Genomic DNA, 23989 nt, shown 5'->3' with positions numbered 1-23989 from the left:
CCCGCTGCTGGAGCAGAACGACGTGCGGATCGAGGGGATCTGGCCCGACCCCGCGAACGAGCACCCCGGTGCGACATCCCATCCGGCCGAGTGAGGGCGTGAGATGAAAACCAAAGCTGTCGTCATCACCGGCCGGGGCGGGCCGGAGGTCATGAAACTGCAGGATGTCGCGCTGGCCTGGCCCGGCGGGCCGGGGGATGTTCTGGTGGAGCTCAAGGCTGCCGCGCTCAACCCCGCTGACACGTTCTTCCGCCAGCTGGGGGGCTATATCGACGCGGGGCCTTTCGTGCCGGGCCATGACGGGATGGGCGTGGTCAAAGAGGTGGGCGCCGAGGTGACGGAGGTCGCCGTGGGCGACCGGGTGGCTTTCTGCAATGGCGGGGTCGGCGGGGCGCCGGGCACCTATGCCGAGGCGGCGGTGGTGCCCGAATGGCAGCTGGCGAAGGTGCCGGAGGGCGTGGACGACCTGACCGCCGCCGCGCTGCCGCTGGTGGCGATCACCGGCTGGGAGGCGCTGTATGACCGGGCGCGGCTGGCCGAGGGCGAGCATGTGCTGATCCACGCCGGGGCGGGCGGCACCGGGCATGTGGCGATCCAGCTGGCCGCCTTGCGCGGGGCGCGGGTGGCCACGACGGTGAGCGGGCCGGAGAAGGCGCGGCTGGCCGAGGACCTGGGCGCGGAGCTGGCGATCAATTACCGCGAGACGGATTTCGCGGAGGCCGCGCGGGACTGGTCGGGCGGGCTGGCCGTGGCGCTGGACAATGTGGGTGAGGCGGCGATGACGCGGAGCTATGCTGCGATGGCGCCCTACGGCCGGGTTGTCACGCTGATGGGGATCGCGCCCGACGACGAGGACATGACCGCCTACAACATGAATCTCGACATCCTCAACGTGATGATGCTGACGCCGATGTGGCTGGGTCTGGAAGGGCCGCTGCGCGCGCAGGCGGCGATCGTGCGCGAGGCGCTGGCGCTGGCCGAGGCCGGCAAGCTGCAGGTCCACCACGCGGAAACGTTCGCGATGGAGGATGCGGGCCACGCGCATAGCTTCCTGGAAAGCGGGCAGGCGGTGGGCAAGGTCACGCTGCGGATGGGTTAGGGGATGGCCCCGCGCCGCGGGTGAGCGGATGGACCACCGGTGTTTACCTTTGGCCGTCCTTGGCGTGGTTCACCGGCGCGGCTGACTCAACCCGCCGACCCCGAAAAATGCAAGGCGCGGCCGGGATGTCCCGGCCGCGCATGTTTTTTTGGAGCTCCGACGATCAGGCGATGTCGAAGCGGTCGGCGTTCATCACCTTGGTCCAGGCTGCCACGAAGTCCTTTACGAATTTCTCGTGGCTGTCGTCCTGTGCGTAGAGTTCCGAATAGGCCCGCAGGATCGAGTTCGAGCCGAATACCAGGTCCACGCGCGTGGCCGTCCACTTGACCGCGTCGGTGGCGCGGTCGCGGATTTCATAGGTTCCGTCACCTGCCGGCACCCACTTGTTGGCCATGTCGGTGAGGTTGACGAAGAAATCCGTGGTCAGGGCACCTTCGTTATCGGTCAGCACACCGTGCTTGGTGCCGCCATGGTTGGTGCCAAGCACACGCATCCCGCCCAGCAGGACCGTCATCTCGGGCGCGGAAAGCCCCAGAAGCTGCGTCCGGTCGAGCAACAGCTCCTCCGGCTGCACGACATAGTCCTTTTTCTGCCAGTTGCGGTAGCCGTCTGCCACGGGTTCCAGCGGCTCGAAGGATTCCGCGTCGGTCATCTCGTCCGTGGCGTCGCCGCGGCCGGGCTCGAACGGCACGTCGACGTCGAAGCCCGCGGCGCGTGCCGCCTGCTCGATGCCGACATTCCCGGCCAGCACGATCACGTCGGCCACGCTGGCGCCGGTCTCGGCGGCGATCGGTTCGAGCACGGAAAGCACCTTCTGCAGCCGCTCGGGCTCGTTGCCTTCCCAGTCCTTTTGTGGCGCGAGACGGATGCGCGCACCATTGGCACCGCCACGCATGTCCGACTGGCGGAACGTTCGGGCGCTGTCCCACGCCGTGGCGACCATCTCAGACAGCGACAGCCCGCTTTCCGCGATTTTCCGCTTGACCGCGCCGATGTCATACCCGGTGGGGCCTTGCGGGACGGGATCTTGCCAGATCAGGTCCTCCTTGGGCACTTCGGGGCCGACATAGCGTGCCTTGGGGCCCATGTCGCGGTGCGTGAGCTTGAACCATGCCCGCGCGAACGCGTCGTCCAGCTCCTCGGGGTTGTTGTAGAACCGCTCGGAGATCTTGCGGTACTCGGGGTCCATCTTCATCGCCATGTCGGCGTCCGTCATGATGGGCGTCCGGCGGACGGACGGGTCCTCGGGGTCGACGGGCTTGTCCTCGTCCTTGATGTCGACGGGTTCCCACTGCCATGCGCCCGCGGGGCTCTTCTTGAGCTCCCATTCGTGGTTCAGCAGCATGTGGAAATAGCCGTTGTCCCACTTGGTCGGGTTGGTCGTCCACGCGCCCTCGATGCCGCTCGTCACGGCGTCGCGGCCAACGCCGCGCGTGGTGTGGTTCATCCAGCCAAGTCCCTGCTCCTCGACGTCTGCCGCCTCGGGCTCTGGGCCGACATTGGCGGCGTCGCCGTTGCCGTGGGTCTTGCCGACGGTGTGGCCGCCGGCCGTCAGGGCCACGGTTTCCTCGTCGTTCATTGCCATACGGGCAAAGGTTTCGCGCACCTGCTCGGCGGTCTTGAGCGGGTCGGGCTCGCCATTCACGCCCTCGGGGTTGACGTAGATCAGGCCCATCTGCACCGCCGCGAGCGGGTTTTCCATCGTCGCGGGGTTCTCGACGTTGTCGTAGCGGGTGTCGGAAGGGGCCAGCCACTCTTTCTCGGCGCCCCAGTAGGTATCCTTCTCGGGGTGCCAGATATCCTCGCGACCGAAGGAAAAGCCGAATGTCTTGAAGCCCATCGATTCGTAGGCAACGTTGCCGGCGAGGATGAACAGGTCCGCCCAGCTGACCTTGTTGCCGTACTTCTTCTTGATGGGCCAGAGCAGGCGCCGTGCCTTGTCGAGGTTGCCGTTGTCGGGCCAGGAGTTGATCGGCGCGAAGCGCTGGTTGCCCGTGCCGCCGCCGCCGCGGCCGTCCGCCAACCGGTAGGTGCCCGCAGCGTGCCATGCCATCCGGATCATGAGGCCGCCGTAATGGCCCCAGTCGGCCGGCCACCAGTCCTGGCTGTCGGTCATGAAATCGACGAGGTCTTTCTTGAGTGCCTCGACATCCAGTTTCTTGAGTTCCTCGCGGTAGTCAAAGCCCGGTCCCATAGGATCGGTCTTGGTGTCGTGCTGGTGCAGGATGTCGAGGTTCAGCGAATTGGGCCACCAGTCCATGTTGTCGATGCCCGTATGGGTCAGTCCGCCGTGCATCACGGGGCACTTTCCCGAAGTCTTCATGTCGTTTCCGTCCATAGCTCTCTCCTTGGTGGCTTGCTTCGCGGACCCGGCCGCACGCCGCGCCCGCCCGTGTATTCGTCCCCGGCGTCAGGTAAGCAACGGCAGGTGACCGCACAACCATCTATAGCCCGCTGCAAGACCTGCAGCATGCCGTATTCGCAATCATTGTGGAATCATTCTAACAAGGACCGGTAATTGCTTTAAGTTGAATTTTTGGATGGTAGTGATAATAAAAAATTATGACAAATATCAGTCTCAAGCAGCTGAGATATTTCGAGTCCCTCGCAAGGCACGGCCATTTCGGCCGCGCGGCCGCGGCCTGCGCGATCTCGCAACCGGCTTTGTCGGTGAAGATCAGGGAAATGGAGGAGGAACTCGGCGCAGCGCTTTTCGAGCGGGGCGCGCGGCATGTGCGCCTCACCGCGGTCGGGGTGGAGGTGGCATCGCGCGTGCACGGCATCCTCGGCGCCGTGGATGAGCTGGGCGACATCGCGCGCGCCGGCGGGGATCGGCTGGCGGGGCGTTTGCGTCTTGGTGTCATACCGACGATCGGGCCTTACCTTCTGCCCCGCGTGATCGCGGCGCTGTCGGCCTCGCATCCGGGGTTGGACATTCATGTCCGCGAAACGCTCACCGAACGGTTGATACAGGAACTGCGCGACGGCCGGCTCGATGCGGCCATCGTGGCGCTGCCGGTATCGGAAAAGGCGCTGACCGAGGAGATGCTGTTCGAGGAAAGTTTCGTGCTGGTTCGGCCGGCGGGGGACGCCGACAAACCCGTGCCGGACGCAAACACCCTGCGCGAGATGCGGCTGTTGCTGCTGGAGGAGGGCCATTGTTTCCGCGATCAGGCGCTGTCGTTTTGCAACATTCGGTCCGCCCTGTCACGCGAGGGGCTGGATGCAAGCTCTCTCGCGACGCTGGTGCAGATGGTTGGCGCCGGGATGGGTGTGACGCTTATCCCGGAAATGGCCGTTCCGGTCGAAACGCGGTCGGCCGACGTGGCGCTGGCGCGATTCGTCGGGCCGCAGCCCGTCCGGCGTGTCGGGATGATCTGGCGCAGCAGCAGCCCGCTGGATTCCCACCTGCGCCGCATCGCCGATGACGTGCGCGCGGCGGGCCGTGCCCACGGCGCGGACGGGGCTGCGGTGCCGCCGGCTCAGTAGTCCTTTTCAAAGAAGATGCCGATCCCGGTGTCCCCGTCGTTGCTGGCCTTGCCCTTTACGGTGAGCGAACGGCTCAGATCGAGGTTGAGATTGATCTGGTTGTTACCCTCGCTGTCGGCGGACACCTCTGAATAGATATTCTCCGAAATATACGCTCCGGCGGTGAAGCGCGTCGCCCCCCCGTCGGTCGAGGTCACGTCGAAGTCGCTCAGCCCGAAAGTGTCACGCAGCCGGCCGGTGAAACCAACGCCGCCGCTGCCGGACAGCGTTGCCGCCGCGCTCACGAGTTGGGCCGCCTGAAAGGCCGACATCCTGTCGAAACTGCGTCCGAACAGCAATTGGGCAAGGATCTCTTCCTGCGGCAAATCGGGGCTGGAGGTGAAGCGCACCTCGGGTGCGCTGGCCGGCCCCTCCAGTACGACATTTACCGACAACTCGTCGGTTTCGGTTCGTGCCACGAAACGCAGATAGGGATCGAGCGCGCCGCGCAGGTCGACGATTCCCTCGGTCAGGTCGAGCCGCTTGGTCAGCACGTCGATCCGGCCCCGGATCAGGTTGAACACGCCGCTTGCGTTGACGTCTGCCGTTGTGCCGCCGAGCCGCAGTTGACCGCCGAGTTCCGCGTCGAGCCCGCGGCCGCGCACGAAAATCCGATTCGGCGCGTTGATGCGCAGGTCCAGTGGGAAGCTCACGGTCGCGCCACGTTTCGCGGTCTGGATCAGCCCGGCCCGTTCCCGCGTGCGGCGGACCGCGGCGGGTTCCGCCACGTGGCGGATGCCCCCCAGCATTCCCGGCCCGCCGGGCGCTGCCGAGGGAACGCGCAGCTCGGTCCGGCCGAGCGTTACCGCGCCCGCGATCCGGGCCCCGCCTGTCAGCGGCCCGTCCACTGTGACGCGCCCGCTCGCCTCGGTTTCGTAAAGCGAGGGATCGTGGATGCCAAGTTCTGACAGATCCAGCGCGAGCGCGGCAGTGTAGGGGGCTGACAGCGAGATCGGTCCCTGCAGCCGAAAACCGCCGCCCTTGCCGGCGTTTCCGGTAATGTTCAGGCGCGCCTCTCCGGCATCCAGCCTGAGTTCGCCGCCCAGATCGGTCAGCGCGGTTTTCAAGGCCGGCAACGCGGCGCGCGCGCCGTTCGTGCCGATGGTTCCGGACAAGGAGGACAGCCGCGGCGCGCCCTGCACGCGCAGGTCGAACCGCACGGGGCCGCTGACGGAACGCGGGGCGATGAACCCGTTTGCCAGCGCGAGTTGCGCCTGGCCGGTGATCCCCAGATCAAGCGTTCTGCCGGCATCGCGGATTTCCCCCGTTATCCGGGCCGACGTTTCGCCCGGCCCCGCGAACCCAAGGTCAACGTCTGCCGCCTGTCGCGCGTCTTTGGCAAAGCGCACCGTGCCGTTGACCTGGGCGGGCCCGTCGAAGCCGGGGGCGACAACCGCGAGATCGGAAAGCCGTGCGCTCAGCTCGACTGGCGCGCCCGGCGAGTCGTTGGATGCCTTCGCGCTCAGGCGGGGCGTGACCAGCGCGAGCTTGTTCACCGATGGCAGGCCGTCACCGTAGGCGAGATCGGCGTCGAAGGTGATATCGCCCGCGATCACCTTGTCGAGCTGCGCCATCCCGGTACGCACCCCGGCACCCTCAAGTGATAGCCGTGCATCGAGCCGCCGACCACGGAGCGCCCCCGCGCCTTCGGCCTCAAGGTCGATCTGCCCCGCCAGCTGCTGCCCGGTGAGCGCCGACAGGCGGGACAGGTCCCCGGCCTTGAGCGTGAGCTTTCCTTGTGCCGGCAGATCCGCATCGCTGACGAGCACCGTGCCGCTGGCGTCGAGGCTGGCGCCAACTGCCTCCGCGTGCAGGCGTGACACGACCAGGGGGCCACCGGCCTCCCACCCGAGGCGCGTGTCGATCTTGCCGGGTCCTTGGAGACGTGGCTCGGCAAGTGACAGATCGGATACTTCTGCCGTCAATGCCAACATCCCGGCCTGTGCGTCCAGCCGACCCGCCGCGTCGGCAGAAACCGAACCGTTGCGTATCGAGAACCGGTCCAGCCTGGTGCCCGCCTGGTCGCGCGCGGCGGCGATGTCGAGCGTGCTGCGCCCGGTGAGCAAGGGGTCGAGCCGGGACACGCCCGTGCGCAAATCGGTCGTGGAGGCCGCGACCACGACATCGAACGCCCCGCCCAGCAGTGTGCCGCGACCTTCGATGGCCGCGTTGGCGGTTCCGCCCAGATCCCGGCGCGCCAGAGGCGCGAAACGGCCCAGATCCGCGCTGCGCAGGACGGCACGGCCCTCAACCGGGAACCCGTCCGCGACGCCCTCGATGATGCCCCGCGCCGACAGCGAGACATCGCCACCGGTGATATCGAGCCGTTCAACCCGCAAGGCGCCGCCGCGTCCCCACGATACCGCCGCACGTCCACGCTGCGCGTCACCTATCGCGCGATCCAGCGCCGGATCCCCGTGGCCGACGCCTTCGGCACCGAAAGAGATTTCGCCGCTTACCGTTGCCCCGTCCCCCCGGGTGATCTTTCCCGTTCCGTCGATTTCGGCCTCTCGAACGGTCAGGGCACCGCTTTCCAGCCCGGCAACGTTCGCGGCGGCCTGCCACGTGTCACCCCGTGCCGCGTCGTAGTCGACGGAAACGGTCGCACGGCGGACATGCGTTACCGGTGCTGCCACTGGAAGGCGCAAACGCCCGTTGTTCCCGATCCGGCCGTCCACGTCGATCCGCTCCGGCAGACCGTCCGGGGCGATCGCGAAAGAGCCCGCGATTTCCATTGCCCCTGTCCTGAGCAGCATCTCTTCAACGGTCAGCCGGCCGTCTCCCGCGCGCAGCCCCGCCAGGCGCAGCCTCGACGTCCGCCCGAAAAACGGGTGCAGATCGGGCCCGAAGAGCGGGCTCAGGTCGCCGGCGAGATCCGCAGAGAAACGGGTGCCGCCCGGCGCCTCCGCGGCTTCGATCCGGACCGGACCGGCAAGGCGGCGCTCCCCGTCGGAGGAAAGCGCGACACGTGCTTCGAATTCCGACAGCGGCGCATCGCCGGTGACCTGCAACCGCAGAGCGGGCCGTCCCGGCACGCGCAGCAGATGCGACACGAGCCCGCCCTCGGCCTCGTCGAAGTCGAGGTCGATGCCCAACCGGCGGCTTTCGTTCGAGAAGGCGGCGTCGAGGGTGATACGGTCAGCCCGTCCGACACGGCGGATATCCAGTGCCGCGTCGGCAGTGCCGCCCGACAACTCGAGGCTGCTTTCGACACGGAGCACGGCCTCCTCGCCCAGAACCTGCGGGCCGAGCCGCACGCGCTCCGCGCGAAGCGTACCGATCGAGACGGCGACGGGCAGATCGGGCAGGGCAAAGGGCTTGGCCTCGGCGCGTTCCGGCGTCAGGCGTTCTTCGCCCTCCGGTAGCCGGGCCAGGTCGATCGAGGCGGCCGTCAGTTCCTCCACGTCCAGCCGCCCCTGCAACAGGGCGGTGCGTGACCAGACGAGAGAGGCATCCTCCAGCGTGAGCCATACCCCTCGCGCGTCGGCGATCGTCATCCGCTCCAGCGTGGCGTTCGACGACAGCGCGCCCTCGAAACCCGTGACGGTCACGGTGCGTGCATCGGCCGAAAGCGCGTCCTCGATCAGCCCTTCGAGGAAGGTCTTGCCGTTGCCGGGCTGATCCTGCGCCGCGGCGGGCAGGGCGATGACCGCGCAAAGGATTATGAGATGTAAACAGCGCATCAAAAGGCCTGTCCGATACCGATATACAGCTCGAAATCCTCGCCCGCGTCGCTGTCGAGCGGCGTTGCAAGGTCGACGCGGATCGGGCCGAGCCCGGTATCGTAGCGCACGCCGAGCCCGGCACCGTAATGAGTGTCGCTTGGATTGCCCCACCAACTGTCCGATCCGACAAAGCCGGCGTCGGCGAACCCGACGACGGACCACGCATCGCGCAGCTTGGCCCGCAACTCCATGGATGCGGCGGCGAAGGAGCGGCCGCCGATCTTTCTGCCGCCACCGAGGTCAACGCCGAGCGACTGGTAGGGTTGGCCGCGGACCGTGCCCGCGCCGCCGGAAAAGAACAACATGTCCGGCGGCACCTCGGCCAGCCCGGCCCCTGCCACGGTGGCAAGCTGTCCTCGCGTTGCCAGCACAATCCTGTCGTTGCGCCCGAACGCCCAATAGGTACGCGCGTCGAAATGGAGCCTCGCGCCGAGGCTGTCGGTGTCGAGGCCCGCAAACGGCGTCGCGTCAAGGTCGTAAAAGACGCCGCCCGTCGCATCCAGCGGGTCATCGCGGGTGTCATAGGTCAGGCGCGCGGGCAGCAGCAGGTGCTCCAGGCGGCGAGAGCCGAGGTCATCGTCGATGTCGGACAGCTGGTAGGCCAGCCCGGCCTCGCCGGTCAGATCGTCGGAAAATATGTGCGAAAGACCGCCCCCGAGGCGCAGGCTGCGTTCGCGGTAATCGGGCTCGTCGAGCTCCTGCGCCCGTGCCTCCAGGAAGAGGTCGGTATCGGGGGTGAAGGTGGCGGGGCGTTCGAAACGGGTCGAGAGAGAGTAGTCGATCCCGCCCGAGTCGCCGCCGATGCCCCCGATCTCGCCCTCGATCCTCAGGCGCTCCGCGCCGCCCATGAGGTTGCGGTGCAGCCAGAACCCGCTGAGCGTGAGCCCCTCCAGCGAGGAAAGCTCGGCCCCGAAACCGAAGCGGCGCGGCTTGGCGTCGGTGAGGGTTGCCTCGACATCGAGCCGGTCGCCGGGGCCGATATCGTCCGCGTCCTCGAGCACGACGGAGGTGAAGGCGCCCGTTCGGCGCAGGCGGCGGCTGGCCATCTCGACCTCGGCGGGCGAGTAGACCTGCCCCGCGGGCAGGCCGGCGATGGCGCGAAGCCGTTCGGGGCGCACGGCAGAGTCACTCATGATCCGCAGCTTGCCGAAGCGCAGGCGCGGGCCCGGCGCAAGCACGATTTCGGAAGACAGCCGGGCCCCCCGGTGATCGGCGGTGACGCGCTGGTCGGCGATCTCGACCTTGGCGTGGCCAAGCCCGCGCCAACGCCCCGCCCCGGCCTCGGCCGCGTCCTGCACGGCGCCGCTGAAGGCGGGCGCACCCTGCCGGTAGCCCTCGGGCAATTGGGTGCCGGGGGCCAGCGGGGCGACTTCGGCCCTCGAAAACGTGAAGAGAGGGCCGGGTTGCACGCGGATGACGATCCGGCCGACCCGTGCCGGCTCCGACAGCGGAGAGATCTCCGCCGCCTCACGCCCATCGACGCGTATGCTGATCACGGCACCGTAACGGCCCACTTCGTAGAGCGCGCCGGCAAGACGCGCATAGTCGGCCCGGGCCGCGGCGAGAATGTCCTGAGGGCCGGCATCTTCGCGCGCCGCGGTCTCGACGGACAAGGAGGCATCGCGCAGATGCCCGTTGAGGCCCCGCGTCTCCTGCGGGAGTTGCAGCACGACCTCGGCGGCCGGTGCCGCCCTCGCCAGCAGCAGGCACGCCATGACCAGAAAACCGCGCAGTCTGTTTCGAGAATCGCGCACGCAGAAATCCCCCTAGTCGTTGTATCATTTCATCCCCGTGCGGCCTTGACCACCGCAAGCGTCGCGATGCACCCAATTCGGGCTTCTTCCGGCGGGCCAAGTTGCCTAGTCTTGGCGCATGAATGGCAAGAAGCGTCAGCCGGCCCCGGGGCAGGCCCGCCGCGTGCTCCTGCTCGGTGCGACAGGCACGATCGGTCGGGCCACCTGCGACGCGCTGCTGGCGGCGGGGCACGAGGTCGTGTGTTTCGTGCGTGACACCCCTGCGCGGGAGTCGCGTCGGGGCCTGCCGTGCGCGGCGGCGGTGCGGTTCGGTGACGTGACGGACCCGGCCTCGATCTTCCGCGACGGGCTGTGCGGCGAGCCGTTCGACGCGGTGGTGTCCTGCCTTGCCTCTCGCACCGGGACCCCCGAGGATGCATGGGCGATAGACCATCGCGCCCATCTGAATGCATTGTCCGCGGCGCACTCGGCCGGGGTGGGGCATTTCGTGCTGCTTTCGGCGATTTGCGTGCAAAAGCCCGAACTGGAATTCCAGCATGCCAAGCTGGCTTTCGAGCGGGCACTCATGGACAGCGGCATGACCCATTCCATCATCCGCCCGACCGCCTATTTCAAGTCCCTCAGCGGCCAGTTGGACCGCCTTCGGGCGGGCAAGCCCTACCTGCTGTTCGGGGATGGCCGGCTCACCGCGTGCAAACCCATCAGCGACCGCGACCTCGCGCGCTATATCGCGGGGTGCCTTGACGATCCCCTGCGGTGGGATCGCACCCTGCCGGTCGGCGGGCCGGGGCCAGCCCTGACGCCGCTGGACATGGGGCAACGGCTGTTTGAACTCCTGCAGACAGAGCCGCGCTTTCGACGCGTGCCCGTGGCGCTGATGAATGGCATCGTGGCTGGACTGACCGTGGCGGGGCACGTGGCGCCACGTCTGCGCCCCAAGGCCGAGCTTGCCCGTATCGGCCGCTACTACGCGACCGAATCCATGCTGGTACGCGATTCACGGACCGGGCGGTATTCGGCCGCTGCGACACCGTCCTTCGGCGAAGACACGCTGTTTGATTTCTACGCCCGGCTGGTGCGTGGCGAAACCAGCGTCAACAGAGGCGATCACGCCGTTTTCTGAGGTGGCGGCGTTCTCTTGGGCGCGCGCTTGCGCTAGCACGTGACCCGGGGCAAAAAAACGGGGAGAAGGGGCATCCCATGGCAGAGTTGCAGTTTGCCGCCCGCGCCGCGCGGCTCGGCACCGAGTCGGCCTTTACCGTGCTGGCGAGGGCGGGCGCGCTGGCAGGACAGGGGCGCGACATCATCAATCTCGGCATCGGCCAGCCGGATTTCGAGACGCCGCCGCATATCGTCGAGGCCGGGATCAGGGCGCTGCGCGACGGTCATCACGGCTATACACCCGCGACCGGCCTGCCGGAGCTGCGCGCCGCCGTGGCCGATGACCTGTACCGCCGCCATGGGGCAAGCGTGGATCCCGGGCAGGTGGTGATCGTCCCGGGTGGCAAGCCGACCATGTTCTTTGCTGCCAGCCTTTTTGGCGAGGCCGGTTCCGAGATCGTTTACCCCGACCCCGGTTTTCCCATTTACGAGTCCGTCATCCGGTACAGCGGGGCGGCCCCGGTGCCCGTCCCGTTGCGCGAGGAAAACGGTTTTGCCCTGTCGGCGGGGGACGTGCTCGATCGGATCACGCCCCGCACGCGGCTCCTGATCCTCAACAGCCCCGCGAACCCGACCGGCGGGGTGACCCCAAGGGCCGAGATCGACAAGCTGGTCGCGGGGTTGGAGCGCCACCCCCACGTGGCGGTCCTGTCGGACGAGATATATTCCCGGATGCTCTATGACGGGCGCGAGCATGTGAGCCTTCTTCAGTATCCCGAGATCCGCGACCGGCTGATCCTGCTCGATGGCTGGTCCAAGACATACGCGATGACGGGCTGGCGTCTGGGCTACGCGGTATGGCCGGCGCAGGCGGTCGAGTATGTCACGCGGCTGTGCATCAACGATCATTCCTGCGTGAACGCTGCCGCGCAGCATGCCGGTATCGCGGCCCTCACCGGGCCGCAGGAACCGGTGCGCGAGATGCTGGCAAGCTTCGAGGCGCGCCGCCGGGTCATCGTTCGCGACCTGAACACGCTGCCTGGTGTCCGCTGCCCCGATCCCGGGGGCGCCTTTTACGCGTTTGCCAACATCGAGGGCACGGGCCTGACCGCGCGCGCGGCGCAGGATCTCTTTTTGGAAGAGGCGGGCGTGGCCACGATCGCGGGCACGTCCTTCGGCGCGCAGGGAGAGGGATATCTGCGCCTGTCCTATGCCAACAGCACCGATAACATCCGCGAGGCGATCCGCCGGATCGCGGCGGTGCTGCCCGGCAGCTAGGCGATGGCGGGATTGTCAAGCGGCGCCGGCCAGCCTATCACGGCCCGGGCCGCCGCGTGCGGAACCGAGGCTCCAGGGAGGACAAGGCCATGAAACTTCTGCGCTACGGTCCCGTGGGGGAGGAAAGGACCGGATTGCTCGATGATCACGGTCGCGTGCGCGACCTGTCGGCACACGCGCCCGATCTGGCCGGGCCGGCGGTGTCCCTGACGGCCCTGGACGGGCTGCGCGCGATCGACCCCGAAATCCTGCCCGTGATCGAGACGCCGGGCCGTATCGGCCCATGCCTGTCATGGGTGCCGAACTTCTTCTGCATCGGTCTCAACTATGCCAAGCATGCCGCCGAGACCGGCGCCACGCCGCCGCCCGAACCGATCCTGTTTTCCAAGGCCAGTTCGGCGTTGTCGGGGCCGGACGATCCCGTGGTCCTGCCGCGCGGGTCGGTCAAGTCCGACTGGGAGGTCGAGCTTGGCGTGGTCATCGGGCGCGAGGCGCTCTACGTGCCGGAGAAGGAGGCGCTTGACTGCGTCGCCGGCTACTGCGTCGTCAACGACGTCTCCGAGCGCGAGTTCCAGATCGAGCGCAAGGGGCAGTGGATAAAGGGCAAGTCGGCGCCTACCTTCGGCCCCGCTGGTCCGTGGCTGGTAACGGCGGACGAGGTGCCAGACCCGCAGGCGCTGTCGCTGTCATTGACACTGAACGGCGAGGTCATGCAGAACTCCAGCACCGCCGACATGATCTTTTCGGTGGCCGAGATCATCAGCTACATGAGCCGCTACATGCGGCTGCAGCCCGGCGACATCATCGCCACCGGCACACCGGAGGGCGTGGGAATGGGGCGGGATCCCCAAAGGTTCCTGAAACCGGGCGACGTGATGGAACTCGCCGTTGCGGGGCTTGGCGCGCAACGGCAAGAGGTGGTCGCGCCAGGCTGAGAGCGCGTCACGCGCCGCATGGCCAACTCTCGTAGCCACGCCGCTCCACGGCTTTTCTTATGCTGCGCACGGCGGCGTCGGTCACGTCGCCCTCCACCGTCGCGACGTCGGCGAGACGGCAGTGCACATCCGGGGCGAAAACGTCCGAATGCCCCAGACCGTCACTCAGCCGCTGCACCGCGGCAACAGCGGGTGGGAGCACGATATCTGTAAGGATCAGCGCGTGGGCCAAGCAGGCCGCGCCGCGCCACCGTTGAGCCGTGCCGACGATCTTGCGCCCGCCCACGGCGAGGTTGTACTCGCCGTCACAGAAGCTGCCGTTGACGGGCGTGGCCGCCGCGTCGACCCCTAGCGCCGCGAATGCCTCGACCAGGGGGTTGCAGATCTCGTCATAGCTGTCGCGGATCGTGCGGGCCTTTCCGGGCGCGACGCGGAAGGCCAGCGCAAGGTTCAGAACGCCCGGCCCCTGCGGCGTGATGCCGCCGCCGGTTCTGCGCGCGGTGACCGGCCAGCCGGCGGTGCCGCTGTCTGCGGCCGCGGCGTCGAAGCTGTCAGAACGGGTCAACCTTTCCGGCAGCACCAGCCAAGGCGCGCGCGACGTCCAAAGCAGGGCCGACGAGGCCGCGCGTCCCGCCGCCACGGCGTCCAGCATGGCCATCTCGGCAGACAGCCCGTCCGGTGCCGTATCCAGGACTGCCACTGTCACGGCGTAGGCGCTCCCCAAGGTTGACGATCCGCTACTAAAGGCCGGGCCGACCGCGCCGTCAAGTCGCATTCAGACCAGGTGAGGCCCGAATGGCGTTTCGTTGAGAACCTCTGCGCCGTCGGCTTGCAGGAGCACCGTGTTGGAGACGAAAAAATTGCCGCGCCCGGTTTCCGTGAACCACGACATCAGGTGGAAGGTCATGCCCGGCTCCATCATCAGGTCGGAGTCGTGGCGCAGGCCGGTGACACGGGGCCCGCCGGTCCATGAAGGGGGAAACCCGATTCCGACGAGATAGCCGCAGTGATGCCGGCGGTAGCCCGTCATGCCCGCGGCGTCCACGACAGCCTGCCAGCCGTCATAAACATTGCGTGCCCGCACGCCTGGGCGCAGCGCGTCCAGCGCGGCGGCAAAGGCGCGCTTGGACAGCTCGGCCATCCGGGCGTCCTCGTCGGATATGCTTGCAATGTGCACCAGCCGCCCCATCGGTGCGTTATACCGCGCGACGCATCCCGCGATTTCGAGGAAGGCGGCCTCGCGGTGTACGCCGTCGCCCCAACTGGTATGTTCCTCGGCCATTCGCGCGGCGGGGCGGATGAACGGGCCGAAGCCGGGCGGTGTCCCGCCCGCTCGGGTCATCGCGGCGAGGCTTTCGGCGGCGACCTCGGCTTCGGGCACCCCGTCGCCGAGGGCGGCAATCGCGGCCTGCGTGCCGGCATCCGCGGCCTTGGCAGCCGCGCGCATCAGGGCCTGCTCCTCGGGTGATTTCACCAGCCGCAAGCGGTCGACCATCCCGGTCACATCCTGCCACGTTCCGGCGGCGACGGTTCGCGTGATCTGCAGGCCCGTACCGTGCGACAGGCCCGACGACCACGATTCGATCCCGACCGCCTTGCCCGCGTAACGCCCCGACAGGTGGCGCGCCACGACATCGGCTGCCGTCTCGGAATCGTCGTGGCCGATGAAGTGCGCGTTACGGACCTGGTTGTTGACCACCACGTGCTCCATCTGGCGCGTGACCAGCACCGGCTCGCCCTCGGCGGGCAGGATCAGGACATGGGGTGCGAAATATCCCCAGTGATCCAGCCCGATCAGGTAGAAGATGTTCTCGGGGGCACTCAGCAGCACCGCATCCAACCCACGCGCGGCCATTTCCCGGCGCGTTTCGGCCAGGCGCCGCGCAAGCTCGGCCTCGGTGAACGGGTTTGCGTGCATCCTTGTGGCCCTCCGGCCCCCGTTCATCCGGCCTACCGCCAACGGGGCGGTCCGTAAATACCGTTTCGCTTGCGCCCCGATCCTGCGGTGTTATTATGTATGCACATAATAACATGAGGACGTATTCATGCCGACGATCTGGGCCCGCGACGCGCTTACCCCCGATGGCTGGCGGCAGAACGTGGCCGTCGAGATCGGCGGGGATGGCCGCATCTCGTCGGTCCTGGCCGGTCAAGAGCCCGCCGGAACGCGGCTGGACATATTGTTGCCGGCGCCTGCCAATGCCCATAGCCACGCCTTCCAGCGGGCGATGGCCGGGATGACCGAGCGGCGCGGTCCCGGTGACGGCGATTCGTTCTGGACGTGGCGCAAGCTGATGTTCCGGTTCCTCGACCGGCTGACGCCCGGGCATGTCGAGCGCATCGCCGCCTTTGTCCAGATGGAGATGCTGGAGGCGGGCTATGCCACGAATGTCGAGTTCCATTACCTGCATCACCAACCCGGCGGGACGCCCTATGACGATCCCGCCGAGATGAGCGCGCGCATTGCCGCGGCGGCCGCCCGGACAGGTATCGGCCTGACGCTCCTGCCCGTGTATTACCGGTATGGCGGATGCGACAAGCGCGCGCTTGGGCCGGGGCAGGTGCGTTTCGGCAACGATGCGGACAGTTTTGGATGCCTGCACGCCGCCGCGGGCGCGGCCATGCGGGATCTGCCGGCGGATGCGCGCCTTGGCGTCGCGCCGCACAGCCTGCGCGCCGTCGCCCCAGAGGAATTAACGGACACGGTGGCGCTGGCCGGGGACGGGCCCGTGCACATGCACCTTGCCGAACAGGCGGCAGAGGTTGAAGAGGTCCAGGCGGCATGGGGTGCGCGCCCGGTGGAATGGCTGCTGGACAACGTCGTCCCGGACCCGCGGTGGTGCCTGATCCATTGCACCCAGATGCAACCGGGGGAAACGCGGGGCCTCGCGGCAACTGGGGCCGTGGCCGGTCTCTGCCCGATCACGGAAAGCAGCCTGGGCGACGGTATCTTCGACGGCGTGCGCTGGATGGACGCCGGTGGCCGGATCGCCGTGGGCTCGGACAGCAACATCCGCATCGCCTTGTCAGAGGAATTGCGCACCCTTGAGTATTCGCAGCGCCTGCGGGATCGGTGCCGCGCGGCGCTGGCCACGGCGGGGCTGTCCACCGGCCGGCGCCTGTTCGAAAGCATCGTCGCCGGCGGGGCGCAGGCGGCCGGGCGCGGACCGGGCGGCATCGCGCCGGGCAACTGGGCCGATCTCGTTTCGCTTGATGGCGGGGCCGTGGACCTGCAGGGCCGGTCGGGGGACGCGATCCTCGACAGTTACATATTCGCGGGCGATGACCGCCTGGTGCGTGATGTCTGGTCGGCCGGCCGCCACCTTGTCCACGAGGGGCGGCACATAGAACACGAGTCCATCCGCCGGGATTACGCGAACGCGATGGCAGAGTTGAACGAGGCGATCTGATCGAGACCGAACGCAAGAGCTGGCAGGCCGTCGAGGCCGAGGTGCGGCGCCGCATCCACGCCCGTATCTGGGCGCCGGGCGACTTGATCCCCAACGAACAGGACCTCGCTGAGGAATTCGGCTGTGCCCGCGCGACCGTGAACCGTGCCCTGCGCAGCCTTTCAGAGGCAGGCCTGCTGGAACGGCGGCGCAAGGCGGGCACGCGCGTGGCCCTGCACCCCGTGCGCAAGGCGACGCTGAGCATCCCCGTCATCCGGAAGGAGATCGAGGGGCTCGGCCATGTTTACGGCTATGAGCGGCTGTGCCTTGCGCGCGCAACCCCGCCAGAGGACCTGCGTGCCCGGATGCAGGCCCCGGCGGGCGATGACTTCGTCCGGCTGACATCCGTGCAGACGGCTGATGGTGCGCCCTTCGTTTACGAGGACCGCTGGATAGACGTGACGACCGTTCCGGCCGCCGGAATCGAGGATTTTCGCCATGTCAGCGGAAACGAATGGCTCGTTCTGAACAGGCCCTTCACCCACGGCGAGATCACCTTTTCGGCGACGGCCGCGGGCGCGGACGTCGCCGGCCACCTGGGATGCGCGCCGGGGGCCGCGATTTTCGTGATCGAACGGATCACCTTTGACGGGGAGCGGCCAATAACGGCGGTGCGCCAGTACTTCCGGCCCGGCTACCGGATGCAGACCAGCCTGTGAAGAGGGGAGCAACAGGTGCGGCCCGTCTGACCGTACCGCTTGCCGCTGCTGGACCTGATGATAGCATCGGTGGAATGTGCAACCTGCATTCCAACACCACCACGCAAGAGGCCATGCGCCAGCTCTTCGACGTGGCGCCCGCTCGTGACAGGCTGGGCAACTTCGCCCCCTTGCCGGCCATCTACCCCCGCTATTCGGCACCGGTGGTCCGGCTGGACGGTGACGGCACGCGCGAGTTGGTGGCGATGCACTGGGGTTTCCTGTTGCCGCAGGTCTCCAAGAAGACCGGAAAACCGATCCTTCCCAAGGCGGTGAACAACGCCCGCGATGACAAGGTGCGGCATTCGCGGTTCTGGGCGGACAGCTTCGACGCGCGGCGCTGCCTTGTCCCGGCAACGTCTTTCGCCGAGGCCAAGGGACGCAACCCGGCAACGTTCTACTGGTTCGGGCTGGCCGGCGACGACGGCGATGCACGCCCGCTGTTCGCCTTTGCCGGGATGTGGCGCCGGTTCCGTGGCCAATACCGGGGCGAGCAGGTGGAGATCGACACCCACACGATCATTACCACCGGGCCCAATGAGCTTGTCCGCCCGGTTCATCCCGACCGGATGCCGGTGATCATCGCTCCGGCGGACCACGAAACATGGCTCCGTGGTGACCCCGACGAGGCCGCGCAACTCATGCGCCCCTTCCCGGCGGGACGGATGCGGATCGTGCGAAAGGGCGAGGGGGTGACGGCGGACCCCTCCTAGATCGGTGGCTCAGAACGCGTGCTTTTCCAGCGCGGCAAGCGCGTCGGCGACCCCGTCAATGATCAGGTCGATCTCCTCTTTCTCGATGATGAGCGGCGGGCAGAACGCCATGGCGTCGATCATCGCGCGCGAGATCACGCCGCGCTCGTAGAGCAAACGGTTCATCGCGGCGCCCAGAGTGCCGGGGTCGAGGTCGTCACGCTCGGGATGCACAAGTTCCAGCGCCGCGATCAGACCCACGCCGCGCACCTCGCCGACGAACGGGTGGCGCGCAAACTGCTGGAGCCGGTCGCGGAAATATGCGCCAGTCGTGGCGGCCTTCTCGACCAGCCCGCGCTCCTCGATGATGCGGATGTTCTCCAGCGCCACAGCCGCGCCGACAGGGTGCCCGCCCGCGGTGAAACCATGGCCCAACACGCCGATGCGACCGCTTTCCTCGGCGATTGGGGAGTAGAAGCGTTCGTTCAGCAGAAAGGCGGAGAACGGCATGTAGCTGGACGTGAGTTGCTTGGACAGCACCATCGCGTCGGGTTCGATGCCGTAGGTCTGGCAGCCGAACATGTTGCCCGTTCGCCCGAAGCCGTTGATCACCTCGTCCGCCACCAGCAGGATGTCGTACTGGCGCAGCACCTTTTGGATCTTGTCCCAGTAGGTCGCAGGCGGCACGACCACGCCGCCTGCGCCCATCACCGGCTCGGCGAAGAAGGCGGCGATGGTGTCCGGCCCCTCGGCCCGGATCAGCGTGTCCAGGTCCTCGGCGCAGCGGGTCGCGAATTCCTCCTCGCCCTCGCCGTCTTGCCCTTCCTTCCAGTAATGGGGACAGGTGGTGTGCAGCACCTGCGGGATCGGAAGATCGAAGGATTGGTGGTTCTTGGGCAACCCCGTCAGGCTGGCCGAGGCGATGGTGACCCCGTGATAGCCGCGATGGCGCGAGATGATCTTCTTCTTCTCCGGCTGGCCGAGCGCGTTGGAGCGGTACCAGATCATCTTCATCACGGTGTCGTTGGCCTCGGACCCGGAATTGGTGAAGAACGCCTTGGACATCGGGACGGGCGCCATCGACACCAGCTTTTCGGCGAGGTCGATCGCAGGATCGTGCGAGCGGTGCGCGAAATTGTGATAAAACGGCAGCTTGCGCATCTGCGCCTCGGCCGCCGCGATGAGCCGTTCCTCGCCAAAGCCGACCGCGACGCTCCACAGGCCTGCCATCGCCTCGACATATCGTTTGCCGTGGTTGTCGAAGACGAACACGCCTTCGCCGTTCTCCATGATCTGCGGGCCGTGCGTCTGGTGCGTGGCGGCGTTGGTGTAGGCGTGGAAGTGATAGGCGATATCGCGGGCTTCTGGAGAGTTGGGAGCAGGCGTCATGGGCGCGTCTTTCCTGTTGGACCGGTTGGCGGCGCGGGACAGCCGCCGCCGCGTCCTGAATAGACCGAAAGCACGCGCGGCTGCAAATCCCCCTGCAGGGTTAACGCAGCTTCGGCACGCCGCCGGCGTGGGTTTCGCGTTCCACGACGCTGGCGCGCAGCGAGCGTCCGATACGGTGGGCGAGCGCGGACCATGCGGCGGCCTGATCCGGGCGCAGCTCGTCCTTCAGAACGGCATCGAAGAGCGCCAGCCAGGTCGAGAACATGCCGGGCTTGACGTTGCCTGCCTGAACGTGCGCCTGCACCGGCGTGCCGTCATAGCCGCGTTCGTGCAGGATGGTGTTGGCCCAGAAATCTGCCACCCTGGCCTCGTGCGCGGGCCAGTCGGTGACATGCACGGCGAAGACGGGGGCGAGCCCGGGATGAGCGCGCACACGCGCGTAGAACTCGGCGACGACCCGCTCGATCTCGGGCCGGGTGATGTCGAAGCGCGGGGGCAGGGCGGTGGCCATGGGCCACAGATGCCCCCCGCCGCGCGGCGTTGCAAGGGGCGGTCGGGGGTGATGGCGCGCAGCATGCCGATTCGGCGCGGCGCCGCCCGCGTTGCAGGGATCAGGATGCCGGCATGGTGGCGGCCCCGCGGCCGGAATTTTCGAAAATTCCGCTTCGGAAAATTGCAATTTTCCGGGTCCGGGAGATGTGGCGCGTCGATGCGCGGGCCGGAATGTCGGGAAATTCCGTGCCAAGAAAATGCACGTTTTCTTGCCCGTTTTCCGCGCGGAAAACGGGTGCTGAACGGCCCGGCCTTGCCACTGGACGCCGCCGGGCGCCCGTCCTATAAGGCGCGGCATGACGCAGCCCTTCACGATCGTCATTCGAATTACATGCCCGGCGCTCTGAGCACGGAGCGGCCGGGACAAGGCGTACGGGCTACCGCGCCGCCCTCTCTCCCAGATCTGACACCACCCAAGTGACAAAGGACGTCACCCATGTGTGCCGACACGCCCGATTACAAAGACACGCTGAACCTGCCGAAAACCGATTTCCCGATGCGCGCGGGCCTGCCCAGGCGAGAGCCCGCGTGGCTGGAACGCTGGAACCGGCTGCGTATCTACAACAGGCTGCGCGACAAGGCGGCCGAGCAGGGCAACCGGGAGCCCTTCATCCTGCATGACGGCCCGCCCTATGCCAACGGGCACCTTCATATCGGCCACGCGCTCAACAAGATCCTCAAGGACATGGTCGTGCGCAGCCAGCAGATGCTGGGGCGCGATGCGCGCTACATCCCCGGCTGGGACTGTCACGGCCTGCCCATCGAGTGGAAGATCGAGCAGCAGTACCGCGAGAAGGGCCAGAACAAGGACGAGGTCGACATCGTCGCCTTCCGGCAGGAATGCCGGAAATTCGCCGAACACTGGATCGACGTGCAGCGAGACGAGTTCAAGCGGCTGGGCGTGACCGGCAACTGGGCGCAGCCCTACCTGACCATGGACTACCGCGCCGAGCGGATCATCGCCGAGGAATTCCAGAAATTCCTGATGACCGGCACGCTCTATCTCGGGTCCAAGCCGGTGATGTGGTCGCCGGTGGAAAAGACCGCGCTGGCCGAGGCGGAGGTGGAGTATCACGACAAGGAGAGCTTCACCGTCTGGGTGAAGTTTCCCGTGGCTAGCGGCGTATTTAATGTGCCGGCAGGTGAAACGGAAACCGTCGATTTCCACACGCGTCTCGCCGAAAATCTAGACCAACTTTTTGTCGTCATATGGACAACAACACCCTGGACGATCCCCTCAAACAAGGCGGTCGTCTACGGCGAAGACATTTCCTATGGCCTCTATGAGGTTCTAGACACACCTGACGAGTGCTGGGCAAGTAAAGGCGACCACTACATCCTTGCTGACAAACTTGCGGCGGGTGTCATGGCAAAAGCCAGACTTGATGATGGCATGTGGCGCCGCGTCGGAGATGTAAGTAGCTTACAGCTAGAACAGCTATCGCTAAAGCACCCGCTCGCCGGGGCCGCCGGATCGAACGGCGAATGGGACGACCTGCGCGATTTCCGCGCTGCCGATTTCGTCACCGACGAGGAGGGGACCGGCTTCGTCCATTGCGCCCCTTCGCACGGCATGGACGAGTATCTGCTCTACCAGGAGCTGGGTATGCTCGACCAGGTGATCACCTACAACGTGCTGGATGACGGCAGCTTCCGCGCTGACCTGCCGTTCTTCGGCGGCACCCGCATCCTCAAGCCCAACGGCAAGGAGGGCGATGCCAACAAGGCGGTGATCGACAAGCTGGCGGAGGTCGGCGGCCTGTTGGCGCGCGGCAAGATCAAGCACTCCTACCCCCATTCATGGCGGTCCAAGGCGCCGGTCATCTACCGCAACACGCCGCAATGGTTCGCCAGCATCGACCGCGCGGTGGGCGACGGGCAGGATGCGTGCGGCACCACGATCCGCGCGCGCGCGCTGACCTCGATCGACCGGGTGAAATGGACGCCGCGATCGGGGCGCAACCGGCTGTATTCGATGATCGAGCACCGCCCCGACTGGGTGCTGTCGCGCCAGCGGGCGTGGGGCGTGCCGCTGACCTGTTTCACGAAAAAGGGCGCCAAGCCCACCGACCCCGATTTCCTGCTGCGTGACGCGCGTGTGAACGCGCGCATTCTGGAGGCGTTCGAGCAAGAGGGCGCCGATGCGTGGTACAAGCCTGGCGCCAAGGAGCGGTTCCTGGGCGAGGATTACGACCCCGCCGACTGGGAAAAGGTCGACGACATTCTCGACGTGTGGTTCGATTCCGGCTCGACCCATGCCTTCGTGCTGCGCGACCGCGAGGACGGGAGCGAGGACGGGCTGGCCGATCTCTACCTCGAAGGGACCGACCAGCACCGCGGTTGGTTCCATTCCTCGATGCTGCAGGCCTGCGGGACGATCGGGCATGCGCCCTATCGCGGGGTTCTGACCCACGGGTTCACGCTCGACGAGAAGGGCAACAAGATGTCCAAGAGCCTCGGAAACACCGTGGCGCCGGACGACGTGACGAACCAGTACGGGGCCGACATCCTGCGGTTGTGGGTTGCGCAGTCGGACTACACCGCCGACCTGCGGATCGGGCCGGAGATCCTGAAAGGCGTGGCCGACAGCTATCGCCGCCTGCGCAACACCATGCGGTTCATGCTGGGGGCACTGGCGCACTTCACCGAGCCCGACCGGGTGGACCCCGCCGAGATGCCCGAGCTGGAACGGTGGGTGCTGCACCGGCTGGCCGAGCTCGACCACGAGGTGCGCAGTGGTTATGACGCCTACGACTTCCAGGGGGTGTTCCAGAAACTGTTCAACTTCGCGACGGTGGAGCTGTCGAGCTTCTATTTCGACATCCGCAAGGACGTGCTCTATTGCGACGGCGATACCGCGCGCCGGCGGGCCGCGCGCACGGTGATGGACATCCTGTTCCACCGTCTGACCACCTGGCTGGCGCCGGTGCTGGTGTTCACGATGGAGGAGGTCTGGCTGGAGCGGTTCCCGGGCGATGAGAGCTCGGTGCACCTGAACGACATCCCTGCCACGCCGGCCGACTGGCTCGACGAGCCGCTGGCGCAGAAATGGGCGCAGGTGCGCCGCGCCCGCCGGGTGGTGACCGCGGCGCTGGAGGTGCAGCGCAGCGACAAGGTGATCGGCGCCTCGCTGGAGGCGGCGCCGGTGGTGCACGTTGACGACCCCGAGATGCTGAAAGCCCTGAAATCGGTGAATTTCGAGGATGTCTGCATCACCTCGGGCATCTGGCTGACCGGCGACCCCAGCCCGGCAGAGGCTTACAGGCTGCCGGAGGTCGCGGGCGTGACGGTGGTGTTCGAAACCGCCGAGGGCGAGAAATGCCAGCGTTGCTGGAAGATCCTGCCCGATGTGGGGACGCACAAGCACCCCGGCACCTGCGCGCGCTGCAACGCCGCGCTCGGCTGAGCCGGGCGCAAGAAAATTCGCGAATTTTCTTGGCCCCCGCGGCCTTGGGCCGGGTCAGGCCGGGCTCGTGGCCGGGTGCAGCCGCCCGGCGGCGGCCGCGCTGAGCCCCACCATCGCGGCCGCCGTGGCAAGGCACAGCGCCAGCCCGCCGGCCTGGTAGGTGAGTCCCGACAGCACCGTGCCCAGCAGGCGTCCGCCGGCGTTGGCCATGTAGTAGAAACCCACATCCATCGTCACCCGCTCGTCCCGCGAGAAGGCGAGGACGAGGTAGGAGTGAAGCGAGGAGTTGACGGCAAAAACTGCGCCGAAGGCCAGTAGCCCGGCAACCAGCGTCGCGGTAAGCCACGCGGTCGGCGCGCCTGCCAGCGCGGCCGCGGCGGCCA

Annotated in this window: 16 protein-coding genes and 1 pseudogene; 9 read left to right on the top strand and 8 right to left on the bottom strand. The window is 67.2% G+C overall.

What is annotated here, in order from left to right; translation table 11 throughout:
* Positions 1-103: 103 nt before the first annotated feature.
* Positions 104-1099 carry a zinc-binding dehydrogenase gene (locus tag ACH13J_RS16170; protein ID WP_397544377.1) on the top strand — a complete coding sequence of 332 codons (996 nt, stop codon included), beginning with the start codon at positions 104-106 and terminating at the stop codon, positions 1097-1099.
* Positions 1100-1262: 163 nt separating this feature from the next.
* Here ACH13J_RS16170 and katG read toward each other — a convergent pair whose 3' ends face one another.
* Entirely contained in the window at positions 1263-3437 is a 2175-nt protein-coding gene (gene katG, locus ACH13J_RS16165; RefSeq protein WP_397544376.1) for a catalase/peroxidase HPI, read from the bottom strand.
* Between the two features lie 224 nt (positions 3438-3661).
* Between katG and ACH13J_RS16160 the strand changes: the two genes are divergently transcribed.
* Positions 3662-4588, top strand: a complete 927-nt coding sequence (locus ACH13J_RS16160; RefSeq protein WP_397544375.1) for a hydrogen peroxide-inducible genes activator — start codon at positions 3662-3664, stop codon at positions 4586-4588.
* On the opposite strand, the gene ACH13J_RS16155 is transcribed toward ACH13J_RS16160, so the two are convergent.
* Together ACH13J_RS16155 and ACH13J_RS16150 are read right to left on the bottom strand one after the other, a co-directional pair.
* Positions 4582-8310, bottom strand: a complete 3729-nt coding sequence (locus tag ACH13J_RS16155; RefSeq protein ID WP_397544374.1) for a translocation/assembly module TamB domain-containing protein — start codon at positions 8308-8310, stop codon at positions 4582-4584. The genes ACH13J_RS16160 and ACH13J_RS16155 overlap by 7 nt on opposite strands.
* Entirely contained in the window at positions 8310-10106 is a 1797-nt protein-coding gene (locus ACH13J_RS16150; RefSeq protein ID WP_397544373.1) for a BamA/TamA family outer membrane protein, read from the bottom strand. Before ACH13J_RS16150 ends, ACH13J_RS16155 begins: the two co-directional genes overlap by 1 nt.
* 118 nt (positions 10107-10224) lie before the next feature.
* On the opposite strand from ACH13J_RS16150, the gene ACH13J_RS16145 reads away from it, so the two are divergent.
* The 3 genes from ACH13J_RS16145 (at position 10225) to ACH13J_RS16135 (ending at position 13420) form a co-directional block, all read left to right on the top strand.
* Positions 10225-11229 carry an NAD(P)H-binding protein gene (locus tag ACH13J_RS16145; RefSeq protein WP_397544372.1) on the top strand — a complete coding sequence of 335 codons (1005 nt, stop codon included), beginning with the start codon at positions 10225-10227 and terminating at the stop codon, positions 11227-11229.
* A 77-nt stretch (positions 11230-11306) separates the two neighbouring features.
* Positions 11307-12485 carry an aminotransferase class I/II-fold pyridoxal phosphate-dependent enzyme gene (locus ACH13J_RS16140; RefSeq protein WP_397544371.1) on the top strand — a complete coding sequence of 393 codons (1179 nt, stop codon included), beginning with the start codon at positions 11307-11309 and terminating at the stop codon, positions 12483-12485.
* An 89-nt stretch (positions 12486-12574) separates the two neighbouring features.
* Positions 12575-13420: a fumarylacetoacetate hydrolase family protein gene (locus tag ACH13J_RS16135; protein ID WP_397544370.1), complete on the top strand. Its 846-nt coding sequence runs from the start codon at positions 12575-12577 to the stop codon at positions 13418-13420.
* Between the two features lie 7 nt (positions 13421-13427).
* Here the strand turns inward: ACH13J_RS16135 and ACH13J_RS16130 are convergent, their stop codons facing one another.
* On the bottom strand, positions 13428-14126 hold the full coding sequence (locus ACH13J_RS16130) for a lipoyl protein ligase domain-containing protein (RefSeq protein ID WP_397544369.1): 699 nt from the start codon (positions 14124-14126) through the stop codon (positions 13428-13430).
* Positions 14127-14195: 69 nt separating this feature from the next.
* The gene (locus ACH13J_RS16125; RefSeq protein ID WP_397544368.1) at positions 14196-15338 is read right to left on the bottom strand and encodes a M24 family metallopeptidase; all 1143 of its coding nucleotides are present in this window, start codon (positions 15336-15338) and stop codon (positions 14196-14198) included.
* A gap of 127 nt (positions 15339-15465) precedes the next feature.
* Between ACH13J_RS16125 and ACH13J_RS16120 the strand changes: the two genes are divergently transcribed.
* From ACH13J_RS16120 to ACH13J_RS16110, 3 genes are all read left to right on the top strand, one after another.
* Positions 15466-16830, top strand: coding sequence for a formimidoylglutamate deiminase (locus ACH13J_RS16120; protein WP_397544367.1), 1365 nt, complete (start codon positions 15466-15468; stop codon positions 16828-16830).
* On the top strand, positions 16827-17528 hold the full coding sequence (locus tag ACH13J_RS16115) for a UTRA domain-containing protein (protein WP_397544378.1): 702 nt from the start codon (positions 16827-16829) through the stop codon (positions 17526-17528). Before ACH13J_RS16120 ends, ACH13J_RS16115 begins: the two co-directional genes overlap by 4 nt.
* Before the next feature lie 74 nt (positions 17529-17602).
* The gene (locus ACH13J_RS16110; protein ID WP_397544366.1) at positions 17603-18280 is read left to right on the top strand and encodes an SOS response-associated peptidase family protein; all 678 of its coding nucleotides are present in this window, start codon (positions 17603-17605) and stop codon (positions 18278-18280) included.
* Between the two features lie 9 nt (positions 18281-18289).
* Here ACH13J_RS16110 and ACH13J_RS16105 read toward each other — a convergent pair whose 3' ends face one another.
* Together ACH13J_RS16105 and ACH13J_RS16100 are read right to left on the bottom strand one after the other, a co-directional pair.
* Positions 18290-19648 (bottom strand): aminotransferase, encoded by a 1359-nt coding sequence (locus ACH13J_RS16105; RefSeq protein WP_397544365.1) that lies wholly within the window; start codon positions 19646-19648, stop codon positions 18290-18292.
* A 100-nt stretch (positions 19649-19748) separates the two neighbouring features.
* Positions 19749-20159, bottom strand: a complete 411-nt coding sequence (locus ACH13J_RS16100) for a group III truncated hemoglobin (RefSeq protein WP_397544364.1) — start codon at positions 20157-20159, stop codon at positions 19749-19751.
* Positions 20160-20636: 477 nt separating this feature from the next.
* Between ACH13J_RS16100 and ileS the strand changes: the two genes are divergently transcribed.
* Entirely contained in the window at positions 20637-23606 is a 2970-nt protein-coding gene (gene ileS, locus ACH13J_RS16095; RefSeq protein ID WP_397544363.1) for an isoleucine--tRNA ligase, read from the top strand.
* Between the two features lie 54 nt (positions 23607-23660).
* Here the strand turns inward: ileS and ACH13J_RS16090 are convergent.
* Positions 23661-23989: pseudogene (locus ACH13J_RS16090) on the bottom strand (organoarsenical effux MFS transporter ArsJ); the annotation flags it as partial.

Source organism: Roseovarius salis (genome assembly GCF_044472985.1).
Classification (GTDB): Bacteria; Pseudomonadota; Alphaproteobacteria; order Rhodobacterales; family Rhodobacteraceae; genus Roseovarius; species Roseovarius salis.
The sequence above is the reverse complement of the archived record's forward strand: the minus strand, read 5'-3'. Positions and strand labels throughout refer to the sequence as shown.

What these genes read in the sequence shown, in the direction of transcription:
- ACH13J_RS16170 (WP_397544377.1), top strand. Translation starts at nt 104, where the DNA reads ATGAAAACCAAAGCTGTCGTCATCACCGGCCGGGGCGGGCCGGAGGTC.
- katG (WP_397544376.1), bottom strand. Translation starts at nt 3,437, where the DNA reads ATGGACGGAAACGACATGAAGACTTCGGGAAAGTGCCCCGTGATGCAC.
- ACH13J_RS16160 (WP_397544375.1), top strand. Translation starts at nt 3,662, where the DNA reads ATGACAAATATCAGTCTCAAGCAGCTGAGATATTTCGAGTCCCTCGCA.
- ACH13J_RS16155 (WP_397544374.1), bottom strand. Translation starts at nt 8,310, where the DNA reads ATGCGCTGTTTACATCTCATAATCCTTTGCGCGGTCATCGCCCTGCCC.
- ACH13J_RS16145 (WP_397544372.1), top strand. Translation starts at nt 10,225, where the DNA reads ATGAATGGCAAGAAGCGTCAGCCGGCCCCGGGGCAGGCCCGCCGCGTG.
- ACH13J_RS16140 (WP_397544371.1), top strand. Translation starts at nt 11,307, where the DNA reads ATGGCAGAGTTGCAGTTTGCCGCCCGCGCCGCGCGGCTCGGCACCGAG.
- ACH13J_RS16135 (WP_397544370.1), top strand. Translation starts at nt 12,575, where the DNA reads ATGAAACTTCTGCGCTACGGTCCCGTGGGGGAGGAAAGGACCGGATTG.
- ACH13J_RS16125 (WP_397544368.1), bottom strand. Translation starts at nt 15,338, where the DNA reads ATGCACGCAAACCCGTTCACCGAGGCCGAGCTTGCGCGGCGCCTGGCC.
- ACH13J_RS16120 (WP_397544367.1), top strand. Translation starts at nt 15,466, where the DNA reads ATGCCGACGATCTGGGCCCGCGACGCGCTTACCCCCGATGGCTGGCGG.
- ACH13J_RS16110 (WP_397544366.1), top strand. Translation starts at nt 17,603, where the DNA reads ATGTGCAACCTGCATTCCAACACCACCACGCAAGAGGCCATGCGCCAG.
- ACH13J_RS16105 (WP_397544365.1), bottom strand. Translation starts at nt 19,648, where the DNA reads ATGACGCCTGCTCCCAACTCTCCAGAAGCCCGCGATATCGCCTATCAC.
- ACH13J_RS16100 (WP_397544364.1), bottom strand. Translation starts at nt 20,159, where the DNA reads ATGGCCACCGCCCTGCCCCCGCGCTTCGACATCACCCGGCCCGAGATC.
- ileS (WP_397544363.1), top strand. Translation starts at nt 20,637, where the DNA reads ATGTGTGCCGACACGCCCGATTACAAAGACACGCTGAACCTGCCGAAA.